The sequence below is a fragment of the Paenimyroides ummariense genome, assembly GCF_900115115.1.
In the GTDB taxonomy this organism is placed as follows: Bacteria; Bacteroidota; Bacteroidia; order Flavobacteriales; family Flavobacteriaceae; genus Flavobacterium; species Flavobacterium ummariense.
The window spans coordinates 64,378-76,842 of the sequence record NZ_FOVI01000003.1 but is presented as its reverse complement, the minus strand read 5'-3'; the positions used below and the strand labels follow the sequence as shown (position 1 = coordinate 76,842).

Sequence of the window (12,465 nt, the reverse complement as noted above, 5' to 3'; positions counted from 1 at the left end):
AAAAAATCCATGTCAGCATCTATATTAAAACTACATAACGCAACCATTTTTCAAGATACCGAACCTATTTTAGCAGATGTTAATATTGATATTCATAAAGGTGAATTCATTTATTTAATTGGTAAAACCGGTTCTGGTAAAAGTAGTTTAATGAAAACGCTTTATGCAGATTTAGACTTGAAAGATGGTGAAGGTGTTATTGTTGATTATGATTTACGTACGTTGAAACAAAACGACATTCCTTTTTTAAGACGTAAATTAGGAATTGTTTTTCAGGATTTTAAGTTACTTCCCGATAGAAATATTTTCGAAAATTTATTGTTCGTTTTAAAAGCAACCGGCTGGACAAACGAAGTGGATATGAATGCACGTATCGAAGACGTTTTAGATCGTGTTGGTATGTTGCAGCATATCCGCAAAATGCCGCATCAAATATCAGGTGGCGAGCAACAACGTGTGGCAATTGCACGCGCATTGTTAAACGATCCCGAATTAATTTTAGCCGATGAGCCAACAGGTAACTTAGATCCGCAAACAAGCGTAGAAGTTATGGAGGTTTTACAGCAAATCAACCAAAACGGACGTACAATTTTAATGGCAACGCACGATTATGCTTTGTTGTTGAAATATCCTGCCAAAACGTTGAAATGCGATGAAGGGAAGGTTTTTGAAGTAGTTCAGAAAACGGTTTAAAATGATTCGATTACTTACAAAAGAAGATTTTATCGATGTTTATACCAAGCTTAACCAAAGAGGTTTGAGTTTTATTGCATCAAAATTTTCTTTTAAAAAGGAGTCGAGAATTAGCAGTGCTTTCAATACTTTCAGATTAGAAAACACCAATTGGTGGGATGTACCGGCTGTACAAACACGTTGGAACAAAATGATTTCGGGCGATGAAAAAACCGATTTCAGAGATTATTTAATCAACCATCATTTAAAAGATAAACAAGATTTAAAAGTTCTTTCGCTAGGTTCAGGCACTTGTCAGCATGAAATTTATTATGCAGGTTTCACGAATGTTTTCAGTGAGATTTTATGTGTCGATCTGGGTTTAAACAACATAGAAAAAGCTCAAAAAATCGCACAAGAAAAGCAATTAAACAATATTCATTTTAAATGCGAAGATATTTACAAAACCACTTTTAAAGATAATTATTATGATTTGGTTGTTTTTCACGCATCGCTTCATCATTTTTCGCAGTTAGATGAATTGTTTAAAAACAAAATAATTCCAGCTTTAAAAGATAACGGATGCTTGTTTATTAATGAATATGTTGGTGCAAACAGATTTCAGTTCCCAAAAAAGCAAATTCAGACGATTAATAGTGCTTTAGACATAATTCCCAAAGAATATAAAGTTAGAGGAGCTACTAATTTGGTAAAAAATAAATTTTACGGCAACGGTTTATTTCGCGTTTATTTGGCAGATCCTTCAGAAAGTGTTTCATCAGCAAATATTTTAGAAACTGTTTACAAGTATTTTAAGATAGTTGAAGAAAGATCGTTCGGTGGAAATATTTTAATGAGTGTTTTTAAAGATATTGCGTATCATTTTGTTGATGTGGATACCGAAAAACAGACTGTTTTAAATAATTTGTTTATGATTGAAGATGATTATTTAAAAGAAAACAAACCTGATTTTTTAGTCGGATTTTATCAAAAAAAATAAAATGCTTTCTATATTAATTCCTACATATAATTACAATGTTTTTCCATTGGTTAAAGAAGTCAGCGAACAGTGTTGTATTGAAAAAATTACCTTTGAAATAATTGTTTTAGATGATGCTTCTCAAAATTTCCATGTAGAAAACAATAAAATTAATAGTTTAGATAATTGCTGCTATTCTGTTTTAAATCAAAACATTGGAAGAAGCGCTATTAGAAATTTATTATCTACAGAAGCATCGTTTTATAATTTACTTTTTTTAGATGCTGATGTTCGCATAATCAGTAATCAGTTTATAAAAAACTATTTAGGTTTTATTAAAGGTAATTCTAATTACGGTGTTGTTTACGGTGGAATTGTATATCAGGAAAATCGCCCAGAAAAAAATCAATTATTGCGTTGGATTTACGGAAATAAACGTGAAGCATTACCTGCCGAGAAACGAAATGAAAATGTATATGTTTCCTTTTTAACACTTAATTTTTTAATTAAAAAAGAAGTTTTTCAAACCGTTCGTTTTAATGAAGACATTCCTAATTTACGTTACGAAGATTTATTGTTTTCATTCGATTTAATGAAGAATAAAATTCCCTTACAACACATCAATAACCAAGTAGTTCATAATGGAATTGAAACCAGCGAAGTGTTTATGCACAAAACAAATGATTCATTAAAAGGGTTGAAATTTCTCTTATCAAAAAACTATCTACCAGCCGATTATGCAAAAATAAGTGCTGTTCATAATTTATTAAAACAAACAAAGTTGTTGTTTTTAATTAATCTCATCTATAAAATGAGAAAAAATAGTTTTAAAAAAAACTTATTAGGCAGCAAACCTTCCCTATTTATTTATGATATTTACCGTTTAGGATATTTTAGCCAATTGTAAATGACACCTTTTTTTTCAGTAATAATTCCGCTTTATAACAAAGAAAAATACATTCAAAACACATTGAATTGTGTCTTCAATCAATCATTTGATAATTTTGAAGTTATTGTTGTAAATGATGGATCAACTGACAGGAGTTTAGAACTTTTAGAGGAATTTTCTGACCACAGATTAAAAATTATCCATCAAAAAAATCAAGGAGTTTCTGTCGCTCGAAATACCGGAATGGAAAATGCCAAAGCAGATTATATTTGCTTTTTAGATGCCGATGATACTTGGAAAGAAAATCATTTAAAGGCTTTTTACGATACCATTGCTAAATTTCCAGATCCAAAAATGTATTGTGGCAGATATGTTACTCAAATTTCAAAAAATACATTTATTGAAAATAGATTCATCGATATTCCTGAAAACTATGAAGGTTATGTAACCGATTTTTTTAAAAGTAGTTTAATAAATAGAGTTGCATTAACATCGGCAGTTTGTATACATAAAGATATTTTTAATGAGATTGGCGGATTTGATCCTACACTAAAAAGCGACCAAGATTTAGATTATTGGATTAAAATTGCGTTGAAATATAAAATTGTTATAACTGCAGAAAATACAATGGTTTACAATTTTATCAATACCAATAAAAGTTTGTCTAAAGATCAATCTAAATTCAATAAACTGACTAATTTAAACCAATATTTTGAAATTGAGAAAAGTAATGAAAGTTTAAAATTGTTTCTTGATGTTTACAGAATTGAATATGGATTAAATTATCATATTTTGGGTTTAAAAGAGCAATCATTAGAATATTTAAAGTATGTTGATCAAAAAAACATCAATTTTAAAACAAAATTACTATTCAAACTTCCTCCTTTTGTTTTAAGATTAATGCTTAGAACAAAGCAGAATCTACGTAATTACGGGATCGATTTTACGGTGTATCACTAATAACTTTTTCCCATTTTTCTTTTATTGAATCCATTCGAAATTTATCGACTGATGTTAAGGAATTTTGCTTTAGAAAATTGTATAATTCCTCATTAAAAACTAACTCATTCATACCTTTAATCATTTTGTCCTTATTTTGATTTTCGATCAATAAACCATTAAATCGATTAATAATAATTTCGTTGGGACCGGTTTCACAATCAAAAGAAATTACAGGAGTTTGCATAATTAAAGATTCTATTAAAACCATCCCGAAACCTTCATACTTACTTGTTAAAACAGTAAATAAGGCATTTTCTAGATAATTTTCAGGATTGGGTATGAAACCTTTGAAGTCTACCAATTCTGATATTTTTAATTCCTTTGCAAAAGATTTCATTTCTTCTAATCGAACGCCATCTCCTAAAATAATCAAACGTATTTTTTTTTCGGGCAGACTACTTTTCGCATAACATTCTAGTAAAACATCAATCTGTTTTACATTTTCATGATCCATTCGCGCAATAGCTAAAATATAGTTTCCAAGATTTAATCCACTTTGTTCTATTGCTTTAAAATCTGTAAAATTATAAATGGTTTGTGTTTTTAAAAATGGAAATTCTCTGTTTACTTTTCGTTCAATACCTAATGAATCACAAATAAACAATCTCTTTTTAAACAAAAATCGATTCAATAAATCAAAATTAAACAAATAGCTGTAAATAAGAGAACTGTGAATGTGATTAAAAACATTTTGTTTGCGATAAATAAGCTTTTGCCACATAATTTCGGTAATCCAATTTAAACGATATCTGTGGTCTAAAATTAAATTAATCTTATTTTTTTTTATTGATTTTTTAATACTTAAGTAAGCTTTGACTTTAGATAAAAATCCTAATTGATCAATATTGAACTGATGCAGTTTTCCTGTAAAAGGATAATTAACTTTTGATTCTAAAACATACAAATGCACATCGTAGCCCATTTCTTTGAACATAAAAGTACTGTTTGCTACTACCCGCTCCAAACCTCCAGACGATAAAGAATAAGTAACCAATGCTATTTTATTTTTTTCCAATATCTTTGTTGTAAATTAAAAAAATGTCATTACCTGTTGTTTCTGTAATTTGTATTTGTTTTAACCACGAAGCTTTTGTGCAACAAGCTATAAATTCGGTATTAAATCAATCCTATAAAAATATAGAATTAATTGTTATTAACAATGCAAGTTCAGACAATTCTCATCAAGTTATTACAGATATAACAAGCAAAAATACATCAATTAAATATATTCAATTTACTGAACCTATAAGTTCCACTAAAGCTTTTAATTATGGATATAAGCAATCTAAAGGAACCTATTTAATTGATCTTTCTGCAGATGATGTTTTGCTAGACGATTGTATTGAAAAACAAGTAAATTTCTTTGCACAACAGACTGATAATGTAGGATTAATCTTTGGAAATGCTCACCATATCAACGAGAATGGAAACCGTACAAAACCTTATTTTAAAGTTGATGGACAAAATAAAGCAATCGATTTATTGTTACACGAAACAAATTACCTAAGGTTACTTTCAACAGGAATTGTGATGTGCTCGGTTGCATCAATGCTTACCCGAAAGCATTTTGAATTGCTGAAAGGATACAATGAAGAATTGTTTTTTGAAGATTTAGATTATTGGTTGCGACTTTCGAGATTATATGAAATTAAATTTTTAGACGATTTTTTGGTTGAAAAAAGATTTTTAGAGAACTCTTTGGGAAATCAATTTCATAAAAACGATGAATTCTCCAAGAAGATAAATCAATCACTTCGACAGATTTACAATGAATCAATTGTAAGAAATACATCTAAAAAAGAAAACAAAACTTTGCTAAAAAGAATTCATTACAGCATGGAACAATCTTTTAAAAACAAGCAATGGTTAGACCTTTTAAAACTTTCAGTGATTGAATTAAAATGCAGATTTCAGTTATTTTAAATAGCTGATAAAATCATTAAAATCGCGGATGTAATCACTTTCATCAAACTCATCAGAAGAAACAACCAAACAAACCGATCCTGATGAAAAATTTCGCAACTCTCTCCAAGTGTTTACAGGAACATATAAACCTTCATTGGGTTTAAACAAATGATATACTTTTTCTTCTGTTCCTGTATTTAAAACCACTTCAAAACTACCCGAAACTGCAATTATAAATTCCTGCTGATCTTTATGCGCATGTCCGCCACGTTGTGCTCCGCTCGGTACATCGTACAAAAAATAAACGCGGTTAATTTTAAAAGGAATAGTATTTTCTTGAATAACAGATAAATTCCCTCGTGGATCTTCAATTTTTGGTAATGTAATTATTTTGCTCATATTATTTTGGTTACTTCGTTATTATAGATTTTAATTTTCTTACTAACAATTCATCTAATAAATATTTATCTAACTTAAAAGCACTATAAATTATTGATAATATAAAAAAAACTAAAGTAAATATACGATAGGTTAATTCATTAAAATAAAAATAAATTATAATAATTATGAAACATATAGTAACAACAGAAAACAAAAGTTTTTTTGATTGTTTATATAATTCAAAACTGTAATTAATTTTCACAAAATAGTAAGTATATAAAGCAGACAAAATATAATTTATTGTTAAGGCTAACCCAATTCCACATAATCCAAGGTATTTATATAATAAGATAGTAGAGAATATATTAAATATATCACTAAGTGCATTAATGTAAAAGTATTGCTTAAAATTATTATATGATAAAATGATATATCCTACAATATAATTAAAACCTCTAAAAATTATAGAAACAAGCCCAAAAATTAAAATATTGTAGACTGGTAAAAATTTTACTGAAAATAATATCTTAATAAAAAAATCTCCTAAAAAATATAACAAAAATATCGCAGGGATTAAAATTAGCAAGCATAGTTCAAGCTGATTATTTACTAATTTATTTGTTTCAGATTTACTTTCATTTTTTAAAGCATGAGCTAATTTTGGAAAATAAAATTTATTAATTCCAATAAATAATATCCCTACGTACGAAACCATTAAAATATTTCCCACATGATAATATCCCAAAACTACACCATCATCAATAGGTTTTAAATAATAACGAATTAATAAATAGCCCAACAAACCAATGCAAGTATTTATAGCTAATAATACACCTGATTTTGTAAAACGTTTAAAGTTTTTCTTTAATTCCTCTTTAGGAATTTTTAATGAATTTATATTGTATTTCTGGGTACCTCTCCAAAATAATATCAAATTTAACACCGAAGTTAAAATCATTGATAAAATAACCCCCTGAATTTCATACAAATAATAACAGCCTATTACAATAATAACATTTATAACATTGGTAATAATATTCAACGCAAGCAGCTTTTTAATTTCTTGCAGACCTTCTAAAATAATAGTCCTACTTTGAACAAAACTTGTACAAACAAAATAAATTGCCAAACATACAAACCAAATTGAATATCTATCGGTGTCGAAAGTTAATTTGCTTAGATAAGTAGAAAATAAAATTGAAATAATTGCGGCTAAAAATCCTGTAGTAAGTGAAAATAAATTTATAAACTTGATAGAAGATTGCAAATCGTTTGATAATTTATTAGAAGCGATTTCTCTAATTCCAGTAAAATTTAAACCGAAACTAGTCAAAGAAATGATTAATTGTGTAGTATTTTCAATAAGCCCAATTAAGCCTGCTCCTACGGGACCTAAAAATTTACTTGCGAACATATTTACTATTATACGAAGTAGAATTCGAATGAACTCTACAATTCCAAACAGTCCCGTTGCTTTAAATAAAGATTTATAATTTGAATTAGCCATTATACTTCAGAGCCTATTTTTTTGTAAGATAAACTAAATGCTTCGTGCCAAATTTCCCAATTGGAATATAAATTCACATCGCTTTCTAAAATACAATTTTTAATCCACTCAATAGGAATATCTAAATTAAAATCATCAATTTTATAACTATTCCCAACTAACCATTCTTCATTTAATATTCTATTAATTTTGAAGATATCCACAATAGTTCCTAATTTTTCTTTTGATATCAACGTGGCAGTAGTCTTTAATGTTGTTTTTAAAAATTCTGTATTAGAATTTCCAATATTACTATCAATTTTACTTTTTAGTAACTGACTAATCTGTTTTAACTCATCAACATTATTTTGTTTAGATATCCAGCAAGCCTGATAATATCTTTTGGAAAAAACGCCGCCTGCAACCATGTATAAATGGTAATATTTTAAAAGTTCTAATTTATGATTGAACAATTTAGTAACCAAACTACCTAATTTGAATTTGTTTGTTCTAAAAACGGCATCAAATAAAAACGGATTCCTAGTTAGAACTTTGGGCTGAACTATATTGAAATATTCTGTTTTTTGAATGATATTATCAGAAATCAACTTGTTATTTTTTAACCATAAAAATTTAATCATATCCATCTTTAAATCATAAACTTCTTTTGTAAAGTCTTTATAATTTATTGGTTGGGTAAACCACATATCGTCTTCTAAAAGAATAAAATATTCCGATCCTTTTAAAACTTCATCGCGCCAAAAATTAGCAGGAATTACTTTTTCAGGGACTTTATTTAAAGAAATATCTTTACTTTTTTGCTCGTAATAAGATGATTTTTCAATTTGAATATCGGGGAATAATTCAACAATTTTATCCAAATATTTCTGTGGAGTCCCATCGTCTAAAACAACAATTCTTCCATCAAAACCATTTAAATAATGATAAATACTGGCTATAGTTCTGTGTAATAGATAAGCTCGATTAAACGATTTTATGTAAATATCCATCATTAATAACCATTTATTTTTTCAATAATGAAATCTTGTTCTTCTACAGTTAACGACGGATTTAACGGAATACTTACAATTTGCTGATGAATTAATTCTGAAATTGGAAAATTCAATCCATTAAATTCCTGCATAGCTTCTTGTTTGTGCGGTGCAATTGGGTAATGAATCAGCGTTTGAATGTCGTGCTGCATCAAATAATTTTGAAAATCAGCCCTATTTTCAACTCGTACCGGAAAAATATGAAATACATGTGCTTTAAAATCCGTCACAAAAGGCATTGCAATTAAAGGATTTGTAATTTCAGAAAGATATCTTTTTGCAATTCCTTGTCGCGTTTTATTATCAAAATCTAAATCAGGCAATTTCAAGCGTAAAAATGCTGCCTGCAATTCATCTAATCTCGAATTAATTCCTTTGTAAATGTTATGGTATTTTAATTCAGAACCATAATTGCGTAAACTGCGAATACAATTCGCCAGCTTGGTGTTATTGGTTGTAACAGCACCACCATCACCAACACATCCTAAATTTTTCCCGGGATAAAAACTAAATCCAGCAGCATCACCAATACTTCCTGCTCTCATATTATCAGCCGTTGCCCCGTGTGCCTGCGCAGCATCCTCAATCAGCAACAAGCCAAAATCTTTACAAAATGTTTTAATTTTCAAAGCATCATTCACTTGTCCGTACAAATGCACCATTAAAACGGCTTTTGTATGTTGTGTAACTTGCTGTTGCAAAACATCTAAGGTTAAATTATAGTTCAGTAAATTAGTATCAACCAATTTTGGAGTTAAACCTGCATTCATAATTGCCAAAATGCTTGCTATATAAGTATTTGCAGGCACAATAACTTCGTCACCTTCCTTTAAAATACCTAATTCCAAATACGCCTTAAAAATTAAAACCAGCGCATCTAAGCCATTACCAACGCCAATACAGTGCGAAACATTGCAGTAGTCGGCAAATTCTTCTTCAAATTTCAACACTTCGTCACCTAAAATATAATGTCCTTTATTAAAAAACAATTTCGTTTTCTCAAGAAATGCTTCCTGATAAGGCTCATTCAATTTCTTTAAATTTAAATACGGAATCATATTTTTGGTTGATTAATTTTAAAGGTATAAGTTGGAAATACGATGGTTCGTGCGCCAAACTGTTCTTTCCATGATAACAGATTAGGATTTTCGGCAGTTGATAAATCTTCAGACGATGTTCCGAAATCGAAATAATCTGTCTTTAAATTTTTTATGATTTCATAATGGAGCAAATCTAAACCTCCCAATTTGTTATAGCTTGATTTACTTGCAATGTATTGCGATTTTACAAAATTTTTATTATTGAATAAAACAGTTCCTGCAATCATTTCTTCGCTTAAAAAAGCTGCGTACAATTCTATATCATTAGGAAAACGCTCCTTCAGATAAATTATTTCATCTAACGAATGAATTGGTTTTTTATTAAAACGTTCTTCTAATCTGGGTACTAACAAATCATTCCAAAAGGTTGTAAAATCGTTCGATTTTCTTATTTCGATGCCCTTCTTCTGAGCATTTTTTGCATTTCGAACAATTGATTTTGAAAAAGAAATTTCTTTTCTACTGTAAATAACCGATCCTATATTCATCTCTACAGAACCTTCGTAAAACTGATGCAAAAACGGCAGTTCGTCATTCCCGGCTTCGCAGTAAATAGATGGTATCGTTTTTATAATCAATTCCGTAAAATTTTGATCTTTCAAAAAATCAATTAATACCGTAAAAATCTCTTTATATAAATGAAACTTACATTCTTTTTTTACGATCAAACAACCATACGTCAATCCTTTGTGACTGTAACAAACCGTATCAATCTTACAAGCTGGCAACAAAGCAACCAATTCATCATCTGAAAAAAATAGCAACGAAAAATCATCAAACCGGTCGCTGTGATATTCCATAAAATTACGTTGAAACAAAAAAGTGCCGTTTTTTGCTTCGTTTACAAAATCATCCCAGTTGCTTTTAAACTGATTTTTGTACCTGATAACTTTAATAGAATGCTTCTTAACCATTACAACAACGAAATAAAACAAAAACTACAACATTTCATAATGAAAGCGTACTATTTTTTGTTAACGTAAAATAATTCTTTAGTATATTTGCGTGATAAATTTCAATAGTAAGATGATTAAAATAACATTACCAGATGGTTCGGTGCGCGAATACGCTTCAGGAATAACTCCGCACGATGTCGCTTTAAGTATAAGCGAAGGTTTAGCACGTAACGTAATTTCAGCAAACTTTAACGGTACAACCGTTGAAACGGTTACGCCTTTAACCACCGATGGTAGTTTAACGTTATACACTTGGAACGATGCCGATGGTAAAAAAGCTTTCTGGCACTCAACTTCGCACGTTATGGCGCAGGCGTTGCAAGAAATGTATCCGGGTATTAAATTAACTATTGGACCTGCGATTGAAAATGGTTTTTATTACGATGTTGATTTCGGAGAGAACAAAATATCTGAAAACGATTTCAAAGCAATTGAAGATAGAATTTTAGCAATTTCTAAAGAAAAGCACGAATTTAAAATGCGATCTGCAACAAAAGCAGAAGCTTTGGAATTATATAAGGATAACGAGTACAAGACCGAATTAATTCAGAATTTAGAAGACGGAACAATTAGTTTCTGCGACCACGCTACGTTTACAGATTTATGTCGTGGTGGGCACATTCCAAATACAGGAATTATAAAAGCTGTAAAAATTCTTTCTGTTGCGGGTGCTTACTGGCGTGGAGACGAAAAAAACAAGCAGTTAACACGTGTTTACGGTATATCGTTCCCTAAACAAAAAGATCTTACCGAATATTTAGAAATGATTGAAGAGGCTAAACGCCGCGATCACCGTAAATTAGGTAAAGAATTAGAATTGTTTCATTTCTCGCAACGTGTGGGTCAAGGTTTACCGTTATGGTTGCCAAAAGGTGCTGCATTACGCGACCGTTTAGAACAATTTTTACGAAAAGCACAAAAGAAAGCAGGTTACGAGCAAGTTGTAACTCCGCACATTGGTCAAAAAGAATTGTATGTAACATCGGGTCACTATGCTAAATATGGTGCAGATTCGTTCCAGCCAATTCATACACCGGCAGAAGGCGAAGAGTTTTTATTGAAACCAATGAACTGTCCGCACCACTGCGAAATTTATAATGCAAAACCTTGGTCTTATAAAGATCTACCAAAGCGTTATGCAGAATTTGGAACGGTTTATCGTTACGAACAATCGGGAGAATTACATGGTTTAACTCGTGTTCGCGGATTTACACAAGACGATGCACATATTTTCTGTACACCGGATCAGTTAGATGAAGAATTCAAAAAAGTAATCGATTTAGTACTTTATGTATTTGGATCATTAGGTTTTGAAAACTTTACAGCACAGGTTTCTGTACGCGATTTAGACAATCCTGATAAATACATCGGAAATGTTGAAAATTGGGAAAAAGCAGAAAATGCTATCATAAGTGCAGCAAAAGATAAAGGTTTGAATTATGTAGTTGAATCTGGCGAAGCGGCTTTTTACGGTCCTAAGTTAGATTTCATGGTGAAAGATGCTTTAGGTCGTAGCTGGCAGTTAGGAACCATCCAGGTAGATTACAATTTACCGGAACGTTTTGATTTAACTTATAAAGGATCTGACGATAAATTGCATCGCCCTGTAATGATTCACCGTGCACCTTTTGGTTCTATGGAACGTTTCATAGCTATTTTGTTAGAACATACAGGCGGTCATTTCCCGTTATGGTTAATGCCTGAACAAGTTATTATCCTGTCTTTGAGCGAGAAATACGAAAATTATGCTAAAAAAGTTTTAACTTTGTTAGAAAATAACGAAATTCGCGCCAAACTTGATGACCGAAACGAAACTATTGGTAAGAAAATTCGTGAAGCAGAATTGCAAAAGTATCCGTTTATGCTGATTATTGGCGAGGATGAAGAAAACAATGCAACCGTTTCTGTACGTAAACAAGGAGAATCAGGAAAATCGAACACTTCTATGAAAATTGAAGAATTTGTATCTTTAATAGAAGAAGAAGTTAGTAAAACAATAAAACAATTTTAAGTGTAACCGCTTGGCAACAAGCATAAAATTAT

General features: G+C 30.1%; 12 protein-coding genes. 6 read left to right on the top strand and 6 right to left on the bottom strand.

Annotated features, from left to right (window positions below; all coding sequences use genetic code 11):
- The first annotated feature begins 9 nt into the window (after nucleotides 1-9).
- Genes BM253_RS03250 through BM253_RS03235 form a run of 4 tightly spaced genes read left to right on the top strand, consistent with a single transcriptional unit; the run spans nucleotide 10 to nucleotide 3,500 of the window.
- Nucleotides 10-693: a cell division ATP-binding protein FtsE gene (locus BM253_RS03250; protein WP_091519040.1), complete on the top strand. Its 684-nt coding sequence runs from the start codon at nucleotides 10-12 to the stop codon at nucleotides 691-693.
- A gap of 1 nt (nucleotide 694) precedes the next feature.
- Nucleotides 695-1,672: a class I SAM-dependent methyltransferase gene (locus BM253_RS03245; protein WP_091519038.1), complete on the top strand. Its 978-nt coding sequence runs from the start codon at nucleotides 695-697 to the stop codon at nucleotides 1,670-1,672.
- Between the two features lies 1 nt (nucleotide 1,673).
- The gene (locus BM253_RS03240; protein ID WP_091519033.1) at nucleotides 1,674-2,558 is read left to right on the top strand and encodes a glycosyltransferase; all 885 of its coding nucleotides are present in this window, start codon (nucleotides 1,674-1,676) and stop codon (nucleotides 2,556-2,558) included.
- Complete coding sequence (locus tag BM253_RS03235) at nucleotides 2,559-3,500, top strand: glycosyltransferase family 2 protein (protein ID WP_091519029.1); 942 nt, start codon at nucleotides 2,559-2,561, stop codon at nucleotides 3,498-3,500. It abuts the gene before it with no gap.
- On the opposite strand, the gene BM253_RS03230 is transcribed toward BM253_RS03235, so the two are convergent.
- On the bottom strand, nucleotides 3,484-4,557 hold the full coding sequence (locus BM253_RS03230) for a glycosyltransferase (protein WP_091519026.1): 1,074 nt from the start codon (nucleotides 4,555-4,557) through the stop codon (nucleotides 3,484-3,486). The two genes, BM253_RS03235 and BM253_RS03230, sit on opposite strands and share 17 nt — an antisense overlap.
- Nucleotides 4,558-4,580: 23 nt before the next feature.
- Between BM253_RS03230 and BM253_RS03225 the strand changes: the two genes are divergently transcribed.
- On the top strand, nucleotides 4,581-5,465 hold the full coding sequence (locus tag BM253_RS03225) for a glycosyltransferase family 2 protein (protein WP_091519023.1): 885 nt from the start codon (nucleotides 4,581-4,583) through the stop codon (nucleotides 5,463-5,465).
- On the opposite strand, the gene BM253_RS03220 is transcribed toward BM253_RS03225, so the two are convergent.
- The 5 genes from BM253_RS03220 to BM253_RS03200 are packed head-to-tail and all read right to left on the bottom strand — an operon-like array spanning nucleotide 5,457 to nucleotide 10,380.
- Nucleotides 5,457-5,846: a sugar 3,4-ketoisomerase gene (locus BM253_RS03220; protein WP_091519020.1), complete on the bottom strand. Its 390-nt coding sequence runs from the start codon at nucleotides 5,844-5,846 to the stop codon at nucleotides 5,457-5,459. The two genes, BM253_RS03225 and BM253_RS03220, sit on opposite strands and share 9 nt — an antisense overlap.
- A gap of 10 nt (nucleotides 5,847-5,856) precedes the next feature.
- Nucleotides 5,857-7,335 (bottom strand): oligosaccharide flippase family protein, encoded by a 1,479-nt coding sequence (locus BM253_RS03215; RefSeq protein WP_091519017.1) that lies wholly within the window; start codon nucleotides 7,333-7,335, stop codon nucleotides 5,857-5,859.
- On the bottom strand, nucleotides 7,335-8,327 hold the full coding sequence (locus BM253_RS03210) for a hypothetical protein (RefSeq protein WP_091519014.1): 993 nt from the start codon (nucleotides 8,325-8,327) through the stop codon (nucleotides 7,335-7,337). Before BM253_RS03210 ends, BM253_RS03215 begins: the two co-directional genes overlap by 1 nt.
- The gene (locus BM253_RS03205; RefSeq protein ID WP_091519011.1) at nucleotides 8,327-9,424 is read right to left on the bottom strand and encodes a DegT/DnrJ/EryC1/StrS family aminotransferase; all 1,098 of its coding nucleotides are present in this window, start codon (nucleotides 9,422-9,424) and stop codon (nucleotides 8,327-8,329) included. The genes BM253_RS03210 and BM253_RS03205 overlap by 1 nt, the downstream gene beginning before the upstream one ends.
- Nucleotides 9,421-10,380: a GNAT family N-acetyltransferase gene (locus tag BM253_RS03200; RefSeq protein ID WP_091519007.1), complete on the bottom strand. Its 960-nt coding sequence runs from the start codon at nucleotides 10,378-10,380 to the stop codon at nucleotides 9,421-9,423. Before BM253_RS03200 ends, BM253_RS03205 begins: the two co-directional genes overlap by 4 nt.
- 112 nt (nucleotides 10,381-10,492) lie before the next feature.
- Between BM253_RS03200 and thrS the strand changes: the two genes are divergently transcribed.
- On the top strand, nucleotides 10,493-12,433 hold the full coding sequence (gene thrS, locus BM253_RS03195) for a threonine--tRNA ligase (protein ID WP_091519004.1): 1,941 nt from the start codon (nucleotides 10,493-10,495) through the stop codon (nucleotides 12,431-12,433).
- The last annotated feature ends 32 nt before the right edge of the window (nucleotides 12,434-12,465 follow it).